The 17,893-nt window shown below is 47.1% G+C and carries 25 protein-coding genes; 3 read left to right on the top strand and 22 right to left on the bottom strand.

What is annotated here, in order from left to right:
• Positions 1 to 5 precede the first annotated feature (5 nt).
• Genes ACZ5V1_RS04985 through ACZ5V1_RS04970 form a run of 4 tightly spaced genes read right to left on the bottom strand, consistent with a single transcriptional unit; the run spans position 6 to position 2,933 of the window.
• On the bottom strand, positions 6 to 1,145 hold the full coding sequence (locus tag ACZ5V1_RS04985) for a phage tail-collar fiber domain-containing protein (protein ID WP_464390904.1): 1,140 nt from the start codon (positions 1,143 to 1,145) through the stop codon (positions 6 to 8).
• Between the two features lie 8 nt (positions 1,146 to 1,153).
• Complete coding sequence (locus ACZ5V1_RS04980; RefSeq protein WP_464390903.1) at positions 1,154 to 1,708, bottom strand: phage tail protein I; 555 nt, start codon at positions 1,706 to 1,708, stop codon at positions 1,154 to 1,156.
• Positions 1,708 to 2,598 carry a baseplate assembly protein gene (locus ACZ5V1_RS04975; RefSeq protein ID WP_464390902.1) on the bottom strand — a complete coding sequence of 297 codons (891 nt, stop codon included), beginning with the start codon at positions 2,596 to 2,598 and terminating at the stop codon, positions 1,708 to 1,710. The genes ACZ5V1_RS04980 and ACZ5V1_RS04975 overlap by 1 nt, the downstream gene beginning before the upstream one ends.
• Positions 2,595 to 2,933, bottom strand: coding sequence for a GPW/gp25 family protein (locus ACZ5V1_RS04970; RefSeq protein WP_464390901.1), 339 nt, complete (start codon positions 2,931 to 2,933; stop codon positions 2,595 to 2,597). The genes ACZ5V1_RS04975 and ACZ5V1_RS04970 overlap by 4 nt, the downstream gene beginning before the upstream one ends.
• 109 nt (positions 2,934 to 3,042) lie before the next feature.
• Here ACZ5V1_RS04970 and ACZ5V1_RS04965 point away from each other — a divergent pair, with 109 nt between their 5' ends.
• Positions 3,043 to 3,606, top strand: a complete 564-nt coding sequence (locus tag ACZ5V1_RS04965; protein WP_464390900.1) for a hypothetical protein — start codon at positions 3,043 to 3,045, stop codon at positions 3,604 to 3,606.
• 22 nt (positions 3,607 to 3,628) lie between these two features.
• On the top strand, positions 3,629 to 3,796 hold the full coding sequence (locus tag ACZ5V1_RS04960; protein ID WP_464390899.1) for a hypothetical protein: 168 nt from the start codon (positions 3,629 to 3,631) through the stop codon (positions 3,794 to 3,796).
• 47 nt (positions 3,797 to 3,843) lie between these two features.
• On the opposite strand, the gene ACZ5V1_RS04955 is transcribed toward ACZ5V1_RS04960, so the two are convergent.
• Positions 3,844 to 4,071, bottom strand: a complete 228-nt coding sequence (locus tag ACZ5V1_RS04955) for a hypothetical protein (RefSeq protein WP_464390898.1) — start codon at positions 4,069 to 4,071, stop codon at positions 3,844 to 3,846.
• On the bottom strand, positions 4,058 to 4,903 hold the full coding sequence (locus ACZ5V1_RS04950) for a phage antirepressor KilAC domain-containing protein (RefSeq protein ID WP_464390897.1): 846 nt from the start codon (positions 4,901 to 4,903) through the stop codon (positions 4,058 to 4,060). The genes ACZ5V1_RS04955 and ACZ5V1_RS04950 overlap by 14 nt, the downstream gene beginning before the upstream one ends.
• A gap of 522 nt (positions 4,904 to 5,425) precedes the next feature.
• Between ACZ5V1_RS04950 and ACZ5V1_RS04945 the strand changes: the two genes are divergently transcribed.
• Positions 5,426 to 6,343: a hypothetical protein gene (locus ACZ5V1_RS04945; protein WP_464390896.1), complete on the top strand. Its 918-nt coding sequence runs from the start codon at positions 5,426 to 5,428 to the stop codon at positions 6,341 to 6,343.
• 28 nt (positions 6,344 to 6,371) lie between these two features.
• Here ACZ5V1_RS04945 and ACZ5V1_RS04940 read toward each other — a convergent pair whose 3' ends face one another.
• The 16 genes from ACZ5V1_RS04940 to ACZ5V1_RS04865 form a co-directional block, all read right to left on the bottom strand.
• Complete coding sequence (locus ACZ5V1_RS04940) at positions 6,372 to 7,052, bottom strand: phage baseplate assembly protein V (protein WP_464390895.1); 681 nt, start codon at positions 7,050 to 7,052, stop codon at positions 6,372 to 6,374.
• Positions 7,033 to 7,614 carry a hypothetical protein gene (locus tag ACZ5V1_RS04935; protein WP_464390894.1) on the bottom strand — a complete coding sequence of 194 codons (582 nt, stop codon included), beginning with the start codon at positions 7,612 to 7,614 and terminating at the stop codon, positions 7,033 to 7,035. Before ACZ5V1_RS04935 ends, ACZ5V1_RS04940 begins: the two co-directional genes overlap by 20 nt.
• Complete coding sequence (locus ACZ5V1_RS04930) at positions 7,584 to 8,117, bottom strand: hypothetical protein (RefSeq protein WP_464385807.1); 534 nt, start codon at positions 8,115 to 8,117, stop codon at positions 7,584 to 7,586. The genes ACZ5V1_RS04935 and ACZ5V1_RS04930 overlap by 31 nt, the downstream gene beginning before the upstream one ends.
• On the bottom strand, positions 8,107 to 8,400 hold the full coding sequence (locus ACZ5V1_RS04925; RefSeq protein WP_464390893.1) for a head-tail joining protein: 294 nt from the start codon (positions 8,398 to 8,400) through the stop codon (positions 8,107 to 8,109). The genes ACZ5V1_RS04930 and ACZ5V1_RS04925 overlap by 11 nt, the downstream gene beginning before the upstream one ends.
• 4 nt (positions 8,401 to 8,404) lie before the next feature.
• Entirely contained in the window at positions 8,405 to 8,593 is a 189-nt protein-coding gene (locus ACZ5V1_RS04920) for a hypothetical protein (protein WP_464390892.1), read from the bottom strand.
• An 8-nt stretch (positions 8,594 to 8,601) separates the two neighbouring features.
• Positions 8,602 to 10,476, bottom strand: coding sequence for a phage major capsid protein (locus ACZ5V1_RS04915; RefSeq protein ID WP_464390891.1), 1,875 nt, complete (start codon positions 10,474 to 10,476; stop codon positions 8,602 to 8,604).
• On the bottom strand, positions 10,445 to 12,019 hold the full coding sequence (locus tag ACZ5V1_RS04910) for a phage portal protein (protein WP_464390890.1): 1,575 nt from the start codon (positions 12,017 to 12,019) through the stop codon (positions 10,445 to 10,447). Before ACZ5V1_RS04910 ends, ACZ5V1_RS04915 begins: the two co-directional genes overlap by 32 nt.
• A complete protein-coding gene (locus ACZ5V1_RS04905) occupies positions 12,016 to 12,522 on the bottom strand; it encodes a hypothetical protein (protein WP_464390889.1) in 507 nt (168 codons plus the stop codon). Before ACZ5V1_RS04905 ends, ACZ5V1_RS04910 begins: the two co-directional genes overlap by 4 nt.
• Before the next feature lie 3 nt (positions 12,523 to 12,525).
• Positions 12,526 to 14,460 carry a phage terminase large subunit family protein gene (locus tag ACZ5V1_RS04900; protein WP_464390888.1) on the bottom strand — a complete coding sequence of 645 codons (1,935 nt, stop codon included), beginning with the start codon at positions 14,458 to 14,460 and terminating at the stop codon, positions 12,526 to 12,528.
• Positions 14,453 to 14,902 carry a hypothetical protein gene (locus ACZ5V1_RS04895; RefSeq protein ID WP_464390887.1) on the bottom strand — a complete coding sequence of 150 codons (450 nt, stop codon included), beginning with the start codon at positions 14,900 to 14,902 and terminating at the stop codon, positions 14,453 to 14,455. Before ACZ5V1_RS04895 ends, ACZ5V1_RS04900 begins: the two co-directional genes overlap by 8 nt.
• Positions 14,903 to 15,231: 329 nt before the next feature.
• Positions 15,232 to 15,612, bottom strand: coding sequence for a Mor transcription activator family protein (locus tag ACZ5V1_RS04890; RefSeq protein ID WP_464390886.1), 381 nt, complete (start codon positions 15,610 to 15,612; stop codon positions 15,232 to 15,234).
• An 11-nt stretch (positions 15,613 to 15,623) separates the two neighbouring features.
• A complete protein-coding gene (locus ACZ5V1_RS04885) occupies positions 15,624 to 15,926 on the bottom strand; it encodes a phage holin family protein (RefSeq protein WP_464390885.1) in 303 nt (100 codons plus the stop codon).
• On the bottom strand, positions 15,926 to 16,132 hold the full coding sequence (locus tag ACZ5V1_RS04880) for a hypothetical protein (protein ID WP_464390884.1): 207 nt from the start codon (positions 16,130 to 16,132) through the stop codon (positions 15,926 to 15,928). The genes ACZ5V1_RS04885 and ACZ5V1_RS04880 overlap by 1 nt, the downstream gene beginning before the upstream one ends.
• 1 nt (position 16,133) lies before the next feature.
• Complete coding sequence (locus ACZ5V1_RS04875) at positions 16,134 to 16,745, bottom strand: hypothetical protein (protein ID WP_464390883.1); 612 nt, start codon at positions 16,743 to 16,745, stop codon at positions 16,134 to 16,136.
• A gap of 320 nt (positions 16,746 to 17,065) precedes the next feature.
• Positions 17,066 to 17,263 carry a helix-turn-helix domain-containing protein gene (locus tag ACZ5V1_RS04870; RefSeq protein ID WP_160713416.1) on the bottom strand — a complete coding sequence of 66 codons (198 nt, stop codon included), beginning with the start codon at positions 17,261 to 17,263 and terminating at the stop codon, positions 17,066 to 17,068.
• On the bottom strand, positions 17,256 to 17,873 hold the full coding sequence (locus tag ACZ5V1_RS04865; protein ID WP_464390882.1) for a tyrosine-type recombinase/integrase: 618 nt from the start codon (positions 17,871 to 17,873) through the stop codon (positions 17,256 to 17,258). The genes ACZ5V1_RS04870 and ACZ5V1_RS04865 overlap by 8 nt, the downstream gene beginning before the upstream one ends.
• Positions 17,874 to 17,893 lie beyond the last annotated feature (20 nt).

The following is a 17,893-nucleotide window of genomic DNA, read 5'->3' as shown; positions in this document are numbered from 1 at the left end:
GGCTCCTAAAGGCGTTTAATGAGGAATAAACCAATATATGGGGGACGGTTTTCATGAGCTTGCCCCTCTCCGATAGAATCAGTTGAATATGAACTCTTTATCGACGATTTACTTGTGAAAGGTGTAGTTCCGCCTATATTGGTAGCATTGCCATACGCTATATTATGTACATGAGGTGCTGAGGTAACATTTGTAACCGTAACGCTATCTGCACCACCTGCGCTTCCAACAACATATTTTCCACCAGCAACAACAATAAACCGATCTCTTGCATTGAAGGTTGCAACCTGCCGCCCATCTGGAGCCCCATACGTGCGCCCATCACAAACACCATAATTTAAATCTGGAAGCCCTGTTTTCGCATCAAGCGGCCTGCCGTCCGCATTCACAGCACCATCAAACCAAATACAGCCGCCATGAATGCCCGTTGAATGCGCCTCTACGTCATTTTTATGCAACGCCAAAGCGTCCTGCACACTCTTTACCGCCTGACTTGTCGCAAGCCTCAACGAACTGGCAAGGTCAACCGCATCACTTTTAAGAGCTTCAATCAGCTTCCACACGCCCCAAGGGGTAGCAGCAACGGTTTTGCGCTGATGCGCTATGTGTTCTGCATCTGTTGCGAGACGTACAAAGCCGGTTGCTGCTGTGGTTGCGAGTCGGTGCGCTTGCGGATCTAAATTGTGATCAAGAACGTCCTGCTTAGTTGCCAGTGCAATAGCAGCGTTAATTATCAGGTTCACTACGTCCGCATTTTCAAAATGCAGAGGCAAACGAACAACCAGATCACGCACAGAACCATTTGCGGCAACGGGCTTTTCGGTATCTGGAAAATTGCCAATGCAGAACAGCTTCCCACTCTCATCCATCAAGCCGACTTCTCGAATAGTAAAGCCGCCTGTATCGGCAGGAATGGCAAATTCAAAAATGTAGGTATTTGGTTCTTTAGGATCGACTTTGATCCCTGCAACCCTACCCCGCCATACTTCGTGTACAAGCTTTGTCATTCCCTTATTTGGAACAACAGCAAGGTCGTTTCCGTCACCAACAACCGCATGAGTTAGAGAAAGGCTCTGTCCCTGTGTGGAAGCTAGCCCCAAGGCTTGAAGTCCTGTGTCTGTAACTACGGTGTAAAAATCAGGCATTCTGTTTCCTAGTTCGCTTTAATTCGACCAAGCTCATAAATGGTCACAACTTCACCGCAGTACACAGCACCGGATACAATCGGCTGCTGTGTCAACGCTGCTGGAGTAAGAGAAATTTTGCCAAGGTGAGAGCGGCAGTTTTTTGCCGAGTTCACAACACGTTCAACCTCTTGATAGGTAGCCTCGTCTGCTTTGTATCCGGCTGGGAGCTGCACTTCTAAATCGTATGTCGCGGGTACGCCTTTCGGCTCAGTTTCCCACCATTCAATTGCACGAATTGTGATACCCAGCGCACCTAGAGCCTCTTCTACAGCTCCGCATGTGCCTTTCTTTTTATGCACACTGATAGAACGAGCCGTTACTTGCCGCTTTTGCTCGTCGCTCCACGCCTCGTTCCATTCATCCACAGAACGTTCGTAGGCCAACCACGGAAGCGTTGGCAGAGGACAATTATAGGGGTTACGAATTCTGCCTATGAGCACAGGCAAGGAGAACGAACGAGCACACGTCTTTTCGAGAGCACGTTCATATTTGGTGGCATTAGCTGGAAGTAATGAAGACACTAGACCGTCTCCACTTCGCTATGCAGCGTAATTTTTGTGCAAAATGCAGCCTCATGCTTATCGTTCATAATATCTGCGGCTGGGTGAGTAACTTCCACGCGGTGCACGCCCGCAATATGCAAGGCAGCATCAATGCCAGAACGAGCAACACACATACCGAGTGCATGGCTCTTTGCAACGTAGACTTCCAGATTCTTCCGAGCTTCAACAAGAACGGACTCAGCAGACGGCCCCGGCATAAAATGCAAGGTTGCGTCTATCTGGTACTCTGTCACTACCGCTGGTTTAATCTGTAAATGGTCTGTGAATGGACGAACATCACCGCTAAAAACAGTATTCACCTCATCAAGCAACGCCTGATCCGGCACGCCGTTTCCTACTTTAGAAAGGATATACAAATGCACTTCTACCGGAGCCGGAGAAGCTGGATAGGCATCCTTTACGCCCACAACAGACATTGCATGAAAGATGTACGCGCCGTCCGGCCCCGCTGTGCTGAATCCTTCCGGAGCAAGCACAACGCGCTTTCTAAAATCGTCATTGGATTCATAAGTAGGTGGTACAGGCGGGTATGCTGTAGGATCGCCAGCATCCACTATTTTACGTTTAAGCGGAACACCAGCGGCGAGATGATCTAAATCTTCACCTTCAGCATATGCAACGAGGACGGCTTTAACCGCCTCATTAATACGCTGACGCAGCAAAAACTCACGATAGGCATTTGCTTCAAAGATTTTGTATGCAGGATCGGAAGGCAACGGAGCCGTAAATTCAGAATCAAGCTCCGCATGGTAAGCAATCATCTCTTGTAAGATCTGCTCAACACTCAGCTCTTCAATAATTTTAGGCGGCGCAAGAGTAGAAAGATCGATAGCGTTGAATGCACTCATTTGATCTCTACCCCCTCAAGCGTGATCTGCTTGCCGTTCGGCAGGTATATACCCACCAAATCAAGCACAACAACGCCCTCAAGAGCAGACACAATACGTACGCTCGTAAGCTTGAAACGCGGCTCCCAACGGATTAATGCTCCCGCTGTCGCAGCATAAAATTCAAGGGATGTTTCGGCATTAACTGGCGCATCAATAAGGGAGGGCAACCGAGAACCGTACTCACGATTCAAAACACGAGTACCAATTCTGGTCGAAAGAATATCGGCAATAGACTGCCGTAAATGCGCTATGCCGGAGAGTCGTGCTCCGGTTTCCTTGTTAATACCATTCATACGCCCAAATTATCAGGGCGAGGTGGGTGGTTCCAGTGTGGTTTGAAACTTTCAAATCTTCTTGACCTCAGGCTATATTTACTTTTACCTTTTTCTACAGGAGGTTACCATGGGCAACTTTCATTTTAATGCATACAGAGAAGATTTAAAACTGCTTACCGATAAAGCCCACTCAGAATACGTTCATTGGGGCACAACGATCCACAACCAGCAATTATTGTTCATTCGAACATATATTTGGATTTCTTCAATTTTATTCGCAGCTGAATTTTCATTTTTCATAAAAATGGTAACCTCAAAACTTCCTATCACAATCAATCAGTCAACATATTCCCCACATTTTAATTGGGTTTTTGGTGTCCTGTACGTACTTGCCCTACTCTGCTCTGGTTTCTGTTTTTTGGTTGGGACTGATGCGCTACGAGGACGTGAAGACTTTAAAGTCCCCTACAGCGATTTTTCAACCCACGCTGACCATGCTCGTAATGACGCACTAAATAACACGGTCACATTCTATGATACATTGCTTCGCAACTTAAATAAGTCAGTAGAACAGCACCAAGATCAAAGGCACTATACTGCTAATAAGCTCCGTAGAATGGCATGGCTACTAATAAGCTCTTTCATATTATTTGTATTGGCATGTTGTGTTCTTTTTATAGAGAGCACTTAAAATCAAACTAAAGGAGTTAAGGATGTCTGAAAAGGACAGAGGAACACCACCACCATCAGGAAGTGGTGCGCAGGATGTTCCAACACGTAGCATAAGAACAAGCTCAATTGCGGAAGATAGAAAATCAATCAACAAAAAACCATCTCAACAGCCTTCTTCTACCTCATCCGACAAATCCAAAAAACAGTAACCCAAAAAAAGGCTTCCCATATATCTTATGGAAAGCCTTTTTTATATTTACACTAATGCATTAGTTGGAATCATTTTCTCGTCTCGCCCTTTTAGGAACATCACGGCAAGATCAATCATCCCTCGTGCTTGTTCTGCACGCTCCATCATATACTCTGCATCATCGCCATGGATGTCATCAACTACTTGTACCGTTGCTTCTAGCATGGCAAGCATAGCCTGATTTGCCCGCAGCTCCTCTCGGAGCATTTTTACCACTTCTTTATGGTTGGACATGGCGCACCTCACGAGAGACCTGCATCATGGCAGCTTGTGTCATTCGGTTCTGTTGGGCTTGAGCAAACTTATTGATAAAGTAGGTCTGCCCTTTGCCTGTCACTTTTGGTGTGCGGGTAATGCGGGTTCCGGTTGGTGTGGTGTGCGTTGTTTCTTTAACAACAAACACTTTTAAGTCCATGCTGCGCTGAGTCGGCAAGTTGTAGTTACTTCCAAACTTATGCAGAAAGCCGTTTTCGCGCATCCATGCAAACAGCCTTTGCTGTCCAATCTGGAAGCCCGTTGCTTGCTGAATCAGTTTAGCGAGATCACCAACAAGAATGGTATCTATGGATGTTTCGATAGAGTCTGCAAACAGTACCTTTGGGCGATTTGCTTCGATCTGCTCTGTTGCTTCCACAACTAAAGCTTCTGCGGCTTGTCGCTTTTCCTGTTCGTCTTTCAAATTGGTAGCAAGCTGAATAAGCGTATCTGGCGTAAGCAATGCTTCTTGCAGCTTCTCAGGTGTGAGATAGCCGCCATGCTTACGAATGGACGGAAGAATTTCTCCGGTTACCCATTTTTTAAAACGCTTAGCTTCGGTTTTGCGGGAACGAAGGACAAGGGAATACAAGCCGGATTCATTGATACAATTGGCTTCACCTTGACGACCTATGCTAAACATAGCCCGTTCATCTTCGTCTAAACTGCTTAGAGCTTGTGATGTGTTTTTAATATCCAAGACGTTGCAAATATCTCGTGCAACAAACCAAGGCTCATCATTCTTAACGATGGTTCGAATATCACCGAAAGTAGGATGGGAAAAAAATTGAGGGGAAAGAGAATTGGGCATGATGCCTCCTAGAGTTTTCTCGATTGGGCATCCTTAAAAAAAAGATGCCGGGAGTTCGAACCTCACTCTAGGTAGAGGCTGGCTATTTTAGACTTGCGCCTTGGACATTTCACCACTCCCGGCAAAATATGCGTGTGAAGAGTACCCTTATTCACAGCAAGATACAATCTTGACAGTTGAAAAAAGGGCGCAAAAAAACCGCTATTTCGGAAAGTGGGCGGTGTCCGCCTAGAGTTTAGAGTTTCGACGCTCCGTACTTAAAGAACGCCACAATCTTTATTTTTTGTCAATAGAATATTTCAAGAACTAATAAAGATTATGGTATATTAAAGTGGCGGGGATATTCCACCACAGTTTGAAACTTTAGAAATAAACGACTCTTGACTAAGACATTCTGAAATGAAATAAGCAGCATGTCATTTTCATCACGCAACCCCTCAATATCGCTATTTATTACTTGCTAGCCATGTAGTAACCAACTTATTGATGGTTTTTTTCTATTTTTATTTATGTGGAGAAGTTATGCCTGTTGAGCAACAGAGAATTTTCAATCATGGTTATGTGTTAGCAGAAAGCTCATTACGACGCATTGTAGACACAATGAAAGAACAAATTTTAAAAGTTGACCCTTCTTTTAACGATTCTGAAAAATATATAGTAAAGTTTAAAAATGGTGTTATTGCTGACATTTATTCGTTAGAAGACGTTTTAGGCTTAGAAAACGGTGGCTCTAGAACCATTATTGAGCTTAGCATCTGCCTTGAATCACCTGATCAGAAAACAAGAATTCAAATTTCCTATATAAATATCGACAACAAAGAGAGCAGCGCGAGTAAACCAATTGAATTAAAGATATTAGGTGAAGAACGAGATTGGGTTTTCGTAACATCTTCTTTATTAGAAGAACGATTGGGAGCAACCAAAAAATTTTCGTGCCGCCATTTTTTTGGAAAATCTGGGTATGGAAAGACTATTTCATACTTAACAATGATGTGCATGTTGGGATTCATGTTTTTTACGATTATTTCCATCGATCCCAACGCATCACAAAATCAAGCTCATGTTCAGTTGATAGAAAAATTAGATAAAATAGAAAAGCTATATAATGAAAAAAAAATCACTGACCCAGTTGCAGTCATCCTCCAATTAAAAAGAATCGACCTAGCTGCTAGTGACTTTCTTGCTGAAAAAAAAGTACCTCCCGCATTTAAATACTTCATGTTCGCTATCATACCATTAATGTTAATTGTTTTATTACCTGAAATATTAGGCAATAGTTTTCAAAATATCTTTCCACGATATATTTTTTCATGGGGAGAAACAGATGATTTATATCAAAAAGCGGAAAATAAAAAAAAATTCCTATGGGGTGGCATCGTTCTTAGCCTTGTCATTTCCTACTTTGGAGGGGCCCTTGCCAATATTTTCCCTTTGCCATAGCCCTCTACCTTGCCAATTTTACAAAATATTATTCTGCAAACTCTGTCCCCCCATCCCGACAACCATGGGTATGCCCATTCAAAGAAACACGCGCTACAACGTCGCTATCGGTCGTAATGTCGCCTGTAGTATGCAGTGAACCATTAAAGGACGCATTGCCGCCATTGCTACCGCCACCTTGAGAGAGGGGACCATTCAAAATAATTATGCCGTTTAAGGTAATCTTCGGCGCGGTAATGGTCGCTGTAGTTCCAGCCTTTACAGAGACAGCCTTGGTTGCCTTGACTGAAATATCCTTTTTCGCTTCTGCTTGAATGTCACCAGTAGCAAGCACTTTCACATCGCCCTTAATATCGGCAGTCAACACATGTGCTGCTCTATCGTACGAAATTACAGAGCCGTCTTTATAGACGGTTTTCTGTATTTCGGGACTGTGATCCGGAGCGGGGAACGCGGTTTGATTCAGCACACCAATAATTACACCAAAAGCTTGACCGGGGGGAGTTATTACGAATACCTGCTCGCCCACTTCTAAGGAGTCATACGTGCGGTTCCCTGCGGCTCTGGTGGTGAGCCACGGCAGATAGTCCGTAACTACAGTTCCGAACTCCACGCGCGCGGTGTTCTGCTGGTAATCAACAGAATGCACCGTGCCGATCCGTACAAGGTTATTGAACTGGCGTTGTAGCTCAGCTAGCGGGAAGCTCATCTATTACATCCTCTGTTACGCACTCATATTTCCCGATATTTTCAAGCCCTATTTCTGGAGCCATAGAAACATACACTTCATCCGGTGTAAGAAAATCGTCGTCAAAACATGAAGTGCCAAGACACACGGACTGTTCAAACTCCACTAACCACGGTTCCAGTCCGACCAGCTCCGGTGAAAATTGATCTTCCCCCGCCGCAACGAATTGTGCGCCCTTAACTTTGAGTTCAAACCGGTTGCCATTGAGAAAACTAGCGGCATGGGCTGCAAGCTCTCGCACTTCAACTTCTGCTTTGCCGCCCTTTTTAGAACACACAATACGCAACTCCCACCGAAGGGTTACGGCAAGCTGTTCCGTAGCTGTCGGCACATCATATTCAAAGGAGCCAAGCGACAACACCAAAGCAGGTAGGGAAAGCTTCTTTCTCCCTGCTCCTTTCCTTTGCGTAAGGGCTTCGTATCCACACACGTTTGCTTTCAGAAAGGCTTTGCGTAAGGCTTCCTCTATGGTTTCTTGCAAGCCTTCAATTGTTATTTCTTTTGCTTGTACAGAATTCGCCATTTTAGTTCGTGCTCCAAAAGGTCATATAGTTTGTCGGAAAGTTTCGGCAGAATATCGCCTTCAATAATGCGCTGTGCTTCTTTTTCTATGTCTCTACGTTGGTACTCAATCGGATACGCGCGATCTGTAACACGCTTAAACACCGGATTCGATTCCATAGAATCCACAACAAATGCACCTTGCACATGCAGCCCGCCTTTTGCCTTAACGCCCGATTTAGTCTGCCTTGGCTGCAAGCGTGAGACAGAGACAGGATTCAACCCTATAAAAACCTCTCCCTTGATCGAGATCCGCGAGAGCACCACCCTGTTACGCAATACGCTTGCGGGTATCTGCGTCTCTTTACTCAAAGCACGCACAACTTGCGTACGTAACCATTTTGCAGCTTTTCTACGGGCAGAGATAATGCTTTTCTGCACCACCTTGGGCGAAGCAATCAGGTCTGCAACAAGCTCGTTAAAATCGTCCGCTCTGCCCTTTTCGATTGTGAGATTAATCTGCATAGCCAAGCTCTACTGTAGCGAGTCCTGTACCGTCCGGCTTAATGCGCGAAACGATGAAGTCGCCAGCTTGCGGCACAGTAACCACTGATTCATTCCAGACCATTTCGGACACATCCACCTCACGACACCACAGCGTAGGCAAAGTAGTTTCAAGCTCTGCACCGCCTATAGTTACCACTTCCCCCTCATTATCAAAAATTGCCGCAAAGGTAGTCCCGTCTTCACGGGACACCTCTACGGCAAATTCATCTAAATCAAGGAAGTCTGAAAAGTCTTCCTGCATGGTCTTACTTCTTCTTAGTGTTTTTGGATTCGGAATACAGCTTAGCACGCCCTCGGTTAATCAAGTTATGTGCGGTCTGTTCATCCAAAGTCAGCAGCTCGCCGTTACCAACAAATTCACCATCTACAAGAATCCCTGCGGACTCTTCAGCAACGATCTTAATATTCACCATTACTTTTTTCTGTTTAGCCATACGTACACCTATGCCTTTGTTCCAACGCAGAAGGATTCCGCACGACGAACGGCAAAATCAAAATCCTGAAACGCGGTAATACGGGTTACGCCGCTAGTAGATTTAGTAAACGGATCTGCAATAATATCCAGACCGCCCCATAAGCCAATCAACATGTCGGCCCAGTTGCCAAAAAACACATCACCGTTGGCAACGTGGTTAGTGGTAATGGTGTTGTAGCCGTTCACGGTATTGCCCGCTTCCCAAATCATAGAAGGTGTATTCGGCATTTTCTGAGTAGATTTGCAGTGCCCACGCATACGGGCATTCAGCACATAGGCCATGCCTTCAATGTCGGCATCATCTGCGGCAATCTCAGTTTCAAGCGCAACCAGTTCTTCAAAAGTCGGCTTACCCGCTAGGGCAAAGGACACGGCATTTACACCTGTGAAGTACTTAACGCCCTTGGGTAGATCGTCCGCACCGTCGGCATACAACGCAAGTTGGTTAAGCTTCTGCGCCTGTGCTGTTGCAAGCATCTGGCGTACAAAGGCTTCAACATCAATGGAAGACTGAATAATAAAACGGCGGGAAAGCTCTGCTCGAGCTGCCAGTGTGCGAGGATTAAGCTTGATCTGCCCGAAGCCTGCAACGGACTCGTCCGGAACTTCTTCTTCATCCACAATGTGAGCTGCACCATCCCCTAGCTGTTTAGGGATAGTCACGTTACCCACAAGGCCAGTGAGCTTTGTGCCTACATTCATAATGAAACACTTTTTCTTGAGTGTTTCGATGAACGAACCCGGCATAAGGTTATCCGCAATAATGTTTGCGCTGGTGCCTGCTGTAGTCATGGCACGACTACCGGAATGGGTAAGTACGTCCACAGGAACAAGAATACCATCCGGCTCTTTACCAGACAGATCCGCAGCAGCTCGAGAAGCTTCTCGCTCAAACGCTGCTGCTTCCTGATAACGCTTGTTCTCTGGAAACGCCAATGCGCGAATGACATTCAGGAAAGAATACTGCTGCAAGTCACGTTCTGACATCCCAACAGGTTTATGGATCTCTTCCTCTGTCGGAGTATCTTCTTTCTTGCCCTGCCGCTCAACTAGATGCGCGTTAAAAGCATCAATAGAACGACCTTCCAGAATAAATGTATCCGCATCTTCAGGACACTCAAAACGGCTACCCAAACGGGTAAGCGCTGCAATGCGCTCACGCTCCGCTTTTTGAATATCTGCGGTGCTGTACTGAGGCGTTGCAGGTACTGGCGGTGTTCCCTGCTGACGGGTTGCACCATCTCCGGTTGGCTCTTTAGGGTTGTTAGGGTCAGGCATAGCTCTTTCTCCAGTTGGTTGATTTGTTGTTATCGGCTCGGGAGCAGATCGCCCAACGCCTACATTTGTATCTGCCGGAATAGTTACCAGGGAAATTTCGTACGGTGTCCATTTGGTCGCGCGGTATACGTCCACACCGTCCTCGCGTTCTTCCATCAATTTGATTTCGTCTGTATTAAACCCAAGGGAGACATTGCAAAGAATGCCATCCTTAACGTCTTGAAATTTTTCTTCTGCCAGCGCGGAACGCCCAAACTTAACCGTAGCACGCGCTTTGCCGTCTGCATCAACATGCGCTGCAACCACAACGCCTATGTGCTTATCTCGGTTATGGTTGAACAACAGCGGCCCACCAGAAAGCAAGCGGGTTAGGTTACACGCTTCCGGTGTATGCTCGAGCACAAGCAGCGTTCGCCACCATTGTTCAATAGGAGCATCCGAGGAGAACGAAAGCTCTACTGTCCGACCTTCCTCACTGAGAACACGCGCTCCCGTTATCGGAAGATACGCCCGCGCCTGTTGCGAAAGCAGGTCAGCTTTTGTTGGTTTGACTTGTGTTGTCATTTGGTTTTCCTTTGTTCACAACAAATCCGAGCAAGATGGCTGCCGCCTCTGAAGAAACGCCTATTTCCTTGGCAACGCGCTCTATGTCTTCTGCTATCTCTTTGAACACTTCTTCCGGCTCATCCCCACGTTCGCGGATAGTCTGCGAAATACTTTTGAGCATTCCTTTATGCTGCAAGCGTTCCGCGTTCACTTCCTTAATCGGGTCCACATACTTCCATCGTCTGCCGTTGTACTTGGCTTGCTCGTACTGATCGATACGCTCAAGTTTGAGCGGTGTAGCTCCAATACGAATGGTCTTATGCAGCACGGCCTGTTCTACCCAGTCCCGATACACAACAGAGTAAAAACGATCCTTGAGCCATTCCTGCACGTCCATCCAGAAATCTTGCTCTGGAAGAACCCCCGCACGAATTGAAGAGAAATTAACCTGTGACAAATCGCCGGAAAGTGAAGCGTACGAAACCCCCAAATCGGCCGCGATAATATGTAGGTTTGTTGTAATGAACTGCTGATACTCACCCTGCGGAAACTGCGGACTCCATTCTGCGAACTTATAGCCAACCGGAAGCACATCAAACGTGCCCGGCTCTGCATCCATTGGAATATCTTCCGCGTCGTCGTCCTCATCGGGAAGATCTACTTTGTCAGGATCAAGCTCGAAAAAGCCTTGTTTAGACGCACCGACACGAGCGTTAACAATCGACGCTTCCGTGTATTTATCCAAATGGTGCATTTGAGGCAGTGAACCAGCCAACCAAGAGAAGCCGCGCTTCTGTCCGATCATCTCCGCAGCAAACAAGTGAATCATGTCTTCTGCGGGAACGCGGGTTGCTTCCTGATAGCTGGTTACCCCCTGCATGTAGTGCGGATCTTCGTTAACTACATAATAGGCAACAGGTCGCCCGTACGGGGTGTACTCAATGCCAGCAAAGATACGGTTGCCGTTGGAAAGTTCTTTCTTGAGATTAACGGGTACGCGGGTCGGATCAATAGCCTGTAGCTGATAGCGGTACTTGCCGAAGCCTTTACCACGTAGCTTGCGAATGAATATTTCCCCGTCTGTAGCAACTGTACGCATGGCAAGCTTTTCTAGCTCATGCCATGAGTACAGTCCTGTTACTTCCGGATCTTTACCCCAATCTGCAAACGCTGCTTTAATAGCCTCACGCGCAAGAGTATCCGCTTTGCCGTTGTAAGAAACAGCCGGAGAAATCTGCATTCCCTTATGACCAATGACATTAGTGGTACACAGACGAAGGAACTTTTTAGCATGGGGTTTGTTTCGAGCTGCTTCGCGTCCACGAGCGCAGACAGGTTGCCAGCAGTGTTCAACAAGAAAATATGGACTCACTGGCGTAGTCGTCCATCCGGCGGTTAGTCTGTCCGCATCTGCCGCAGCAAGTGCACCTGTAGCGGTGCCAAAACCACGCCCAAGATTTCCACCGCCGCCAATGCGGGAGAACTTCGGCATCGATGCGCCGGAGTTCGCGGGTACCTGTGCAACGCCGTTGTTACCTCGAAAGAAATCAAACAGACTCATAACCACACCCGCACAGGTTTCGGCTTAATACCGCGCTCTTTGCGAACAAGCGTTACGTAAAACGCCCGTAGCTTCAAAAGCTCATCGACGCTGTAACGGGTGAGGCTACGACCTTTGATGGTGTAACTTAACTGGTCTTTGCTTGCCTTTCCTGCGAGGCAAGCTTTAACGGCATCCAATCCTTTTTCAGCATCGGTTCTACCGTCAAAGCCTGCCCCTTCATTCAGGAGGTTCGGACTTACATTCAACGCGCCACTTTCGAGGAGTACTTTTGTTTCCTCACGTTCTGCAAAAAGCTGCCAGTAATACCGACCAGCTTGCAGATTCGCAGGTAACGAAATCTTATGTGCATCACCTTCCGGCTGACTGAGAACAGTAGCCGCGCCCACACCGCGCAGGGCAAGCACAAGGCTGTACCCTGCTGACGGCGGGAATCCGTCCGGTGTAATCAGGCATTCCGCTGGAGTATTCGCAACGAGTTTTTTAGGTATGCAACGCAACAATTTTTATCCTGATACAAAGCCGCTCCTTTTACGGGTTCGGCGTTTGCGCTTAGTTGTTGTTTTAACTTTACGCTGTTGTATCTCGGTTTCGTTTTCCGATTCCAGTGTGGTTTGAAACTCTTCAACTGGTTTCAGCTCTGCGGCGCGCTTTTCAATTCGTTTCTGATAGCGGATAAGGGAAGGGTTCATAATATTCAGCGCAGCATAGGCATAGTTACGACAATCAAGTGCTTCGTTACGCGGACGGATCTTCACCCATTCACGTTTCGGGAATCCCTTAATGTAGCGGGTAATGCACTTTTCTGCTGTGAGCTGTTCAAAGTATGTATCCGGATAATGATCGGGAAAATGGCAACTGCCCTTTGTTCCCACCTCTTTTTCCAAGCGGCGATACAGCAGCGTTTTACACTGATCTACGCCCACCATATACAAATCAACAGGCCGCCCGCGCTTGCCGGATTTCTTTTTCTTAGCAGCAGAAACAATCGGCACCCCAACGCCGCCCTGTCCTTTGATGGCATAACGGCGGGAGCTTTTACGCTTGGCGCAATACTTATAGACCGATTGGGTATTGTTACCGCCGGAGTCTATGCACGTTGCGAGGATAGAAAGCTCTACACCGGATTCATGCATAAACTTACAATCACATAAATCATCCAACGCATTCCATACACTATGCTCTCCGAAGTCATCAGGATCGCCCGGAAGAACTGCATAGGCAATGGACCAACTTTCTTCGTTCATGCCCCAACCGACCAGCTCAAGCTCCAACCTATCCGGCTGAACATCTACGCCCACGGTAAGAACAATTACACCTTGCGGACATTCTGCCGCGTACGCTTCCTTGCGGCTCATCAAAGTAGATTCGTTGATTGTCTCGCCGTCCTCTTCCCACGTTTCCGCAAGAGAGACGTTTACGAATGACTGCGAATCGCCCGCTGCTTTCTTGTCTATGCATGACTGTGCAATCTGCGCCCATGTTCTCCACGGGCTATACATCTCATTCAAATGAAAAGAGGCATGTCCCATGAACGGCTTGGAGCCAATCCACACACCTTTTTGCAGCATCCCATATTTGTACTTGTCCTCAATTCCAACGCCGCAGTGTTCACAGAAATACAAGGCGGTATGCGGTAGATGTGTTCCGTCTTCGCCCTTCTCCCACTTAACCTGTCCCCATTGGAACCTCTGCAACTCGCCGCAATGCGGACAAGGCACATAAAAATATCTCTTATCTCCAGCTTCAAACGCCTTTTCAATTCGTGAGAAGCCTTTAATTGTAGGCGTGCTGATCTCAAGCAACTTGCTCAGATCGCCAAACGTAGCGGAACGCTGGTGAAGAAGCTGTACCGGATCACCTTCCTCCGTCACGCTGTAGCCGTCCACTTCATCACATACGATAATTGGAGCAGATCTCCCGCGCATAGTGTTCGCAGATCCCGACCACGAGAACATGAGAAAGCCGCCCGGGTAGGACTTCATGAGCTGGTTGTTTACACCATCCCTACTACGCGGTTTTGCAACCACTTCCGAAATTTGTTTTGTATCAGTCAGCAGCGGAGTAAGCTTTGTTTCCTGCCACGTTTTCAAGTCCGACTGCGTAGGCTGCATGAACATGACGGACATAGGATTCTGCCCGATATGGTAGCCCACCACGTTGTTAGCAATTTCTGTCTTGCCAACCTGTGCCGACCACATAAGCGAAACGCGCCTAGTCCTGCGGTCACTCATACAATCCATCGGCTCACGTTGATACGGAGCATTGTCCGTTTTCCACGGTCCCGGTGTTGCGTTGGCTGCACCGATGATTCTAAAATTATCGGCCCACTCAGAAATATTCATCCGCACTGGTGGCTTGAGCATCTTCATAGATTTTTTAAAAACCGACAGCACGCCTTGCCAGTTTGAAAGGGGGTTTTCCTGCACTGCGCTACTCATCCACAACATCCTCCAGCAGCTCTTGCTCACACAATCCGGAGAGCGCAGAGTCTATTTCAGATTCAAGCAGCTCCTTAACTGAAACCACATCATCACAGGCCAGCACTCGCCCGCCTACACGGTCAGGAATGGAAAGCATTGCTTGGCGAACTTCCACGAACGTAGTGGATAACGCGCGCTCTACTTCTTCCAGCGGAGCCACTTCACCTAGCAGCTTGGCAACCTCAAGCCGATCACGCTGAACTTTGAGCCGCAGGGATTCCATTTCAAGATCTCCCTTTGTCATGCCATCATCAAGCACCGTTGCGCTTCGATTAACTTCGCGCTGGGTGTTCCACTGGATGCACTCGGCAAGGTCAAACTGCCACGACTTGCCTAGCCCCCCTTCCTCCACAAACGGCATCCCTTCGCGGATTCGAGCACGAAGAGTAGGAAGGCTCATAGAAAACACCTGCGCGAGTGTGTTCATGTCCACAAACTGCCGTATGAGAGTGCTCTCAATTTTCTGTTTTTTCTTTTTCTTATCCGTTGCCATTTCAAGACCTTAATCCGGTTATCCACAGGGTTCACACGTAAACAACAGAAAGCCGTTTCAAAACTCCACGCACAATGCGAAACTCGCGATAGCCATTCACCCACAGAGCACCCCCCTCGGGAAGAACCTATAAAGGGAAAGAACGTCCGTAATTGTCCCTCATTGCTTCAAACCTTTTTGTTTTAGGGAAAGTTGTAGGTTTCTACCTTTCTCGGCTTATGCACGTTTATTGGCTCTTAATTCTGTGTCTTCAACCAACGATAATAGACCGTCTTCACAGACGACACAGACATACCCATTGCACGGGCTATTTCTAAATGCGTCAGCCCTTCACACCTCATCTGGATAATCTGCCCATTACGCTGCTGCTTAATCAGTCCCGAACATTTAGGAATGCTCAACGGCTCGCCCGCGTACTCTGCCGCCAGCTCACGCGCTGCATCTTCCCCGATGGTCTGTATGAGCCAATGAGAAGCCCTCATACGGCTAGGTGCTGGCACGTATATATTCCGGCACTTATCCTGCTGCTTGCCCCGCACCAGCTCCATTGTCTTCTCGATACCGATAACGTCCGCAATGGCCTGTGCTGTTGCTGGTAAAGTTGCTTGTTGCTGCATACCTACCCCCATCACTTTCTGAGTTTGATATTCTCGGCGAATTCACATGTTCTCTTGGACAAAATATCCAGAAGCTTACCGCCGTTGTATCCTGCCAATCCGGTAGCCGCTGCCTTCTGATCCGGAGTAAGAAACGCCACGTCTTGCAGGAACAATGACACCACAACGCCAGTAAATGCAGCCACCAACATAGCAATCATTGTGGCTTTAAACGTGCAATTGGTCCGCACCGCCCGAACAAGGCCGCCTAGTATCGATATGACGATAGGGGGCAAAAGCCCCCATGCTTGCGCAAGCAGATCCTTTTCAGGCATCAGACACGCGCCTCTGCGGGTAATGGAGAATTGCCTTCAGGAAGATCCGGAAGGTTGCGGAGCTGCAAAGTACGCCGCTGGAACTCATCAAGCCCCGGCACTTCATATCCAGCAGCAGAAAGCCGCACTGCTGACTCATAAGCTTTGATGCCAAGCCCAAGCCCTGCGGAGATCAAATTGATTGTGTCCTGTGTGTTCATAGCCATGCTATTTGTCCTCCTTACTGGTGATTTGAAGCATCAACCTTGCAGCGTCTTTCAATGCGTCCTGTGCCCCTTTCTTCAGACGATCATAATTATCCGGTTTCTCTTTGTACGCGGCGTAGATGTACGCGGCATCTCGATACAGAACGATTGCGCCCTTAGTTCTATTCAAAACAGGCGCGACCATCGTAGACATGCGCTGCTTTAATTGCGGGCTAGTTGTTTTATCGTTGTACAATTGCAGATACTCGCCATGCATGGACGCATACTGCAACCGTAGCTCTTCACCTGCACCAAGTGACTGTTGATCTGGTGGTAGATTCTTAAACGCACATGCAGAAACCATAAGAGGCGTTAACAGCATGAACACAAGCATCAAGTTAGCCTTTTGTTTTGAACTAACTTTCTTCACCTGAACTTTTGTATTTGCTTTTAATCTTCCATAAATTGCAAAAATTGACGCAATTACACCTCCAAGCGTTGCAAGTTGATTTACAAGTTCAGTTTTTGAGCTTTTATCAACTTCAATTCCAAATTGCATAAACACAATGCATAAGATAGAGACAACACAACCCCATACTGTTTTTGATTGCAATAATCCTTTAACTTCGTTCATAGAACATTCTCCAAACTAATTAAGATAATAAAAAAGGCATGGACTTAAGTAAGTACATGCCATAATAGTAGTTATGCATAAAAAAAGCCTGTGCATACACATGTATACACAGGCAACTAGTAAATTTTATTACAAAATATCAGACAGCTTTTCTTGAGTAAGAAGCTCCAACCCGTTTTGCATAGAAGATAAATAAATCTCTACAGAAATCTCACTATGCCCGCACCGCTTACAGATCCGATGCCGGACGATATACTTTTCATCGGAGATATTCGAACGCGGCACATGCGTCTTGCCGCCACATGAAGGACATAACATGTTTACCCCCCTTCTATACCAGTAACGGCTCGTTCATTCATGAATGCTATCAAGTCGCCTTCATTCACGCGGTACACCGCGCGTTCGCCCTTGCTCATGTTTGCCGCTGGCAGCTCACCCGACGCAATGGCAGCGCGTACCCATTTAGACGATACAGAAAGCCGCTCTGCAACTTCCTTTGTGCTCAAGTAATTAATCAAACATGCCTCCAAGCTCTGCAATAGCATTCTTGCGGTAGTGATCTCTAAACGTAATGTAGTGTGTGGTGCTCTTCGGATCTTTATGACCTAACGCTTGGCTCAGTTCCATAAACGGATCAATGTGCTCACCACGCTGCCGCATAGCAATAAATTCGTCATACATCATATTGGCGAAGGTCTTACGCAGTGTATGCGTTCCCACATTTTCGACAACACCCACCCGCTGCATTGCCTCAATAAGAACCATCCGCGCCCGCTCGTAACTAATAGGCTTATTGGTATCACCCTGTGCTTTAAACAGATACGTTTCAGGATTCGCCCACACCATCGCCTTAACCTGCTCAAGAATCGCACTACGAGCCGCCGGAGCCAGATACACACTGCGCGATTCGTGCTTTCCTTTCATAAAACGGCGTTTCACTTGAATTGTGTTACGAATACGCTTATTTACAACAACGTCTTTCACACGAAGCGACAACATTTCTTTGATACGAAACCCTGCCAGTACACCAAGCACAAAAAGGCACTTGTCACGACTGTGGTAACGTCCTTGGAAAGCGTTGGAGCACTGTAGTGTTTCTTCTTGTGTTAATGGTCTACAGCCGGACATAAATTTAATCGAAACTACCA

The organism is Halodesulfovibrio oceani subsp. galateae (assembly GCF_055397225.1).
Note: the sequence above shows the minus strand (reverse complement) of the source record. Positions and strands in the feature narration are given on the sequence as shown.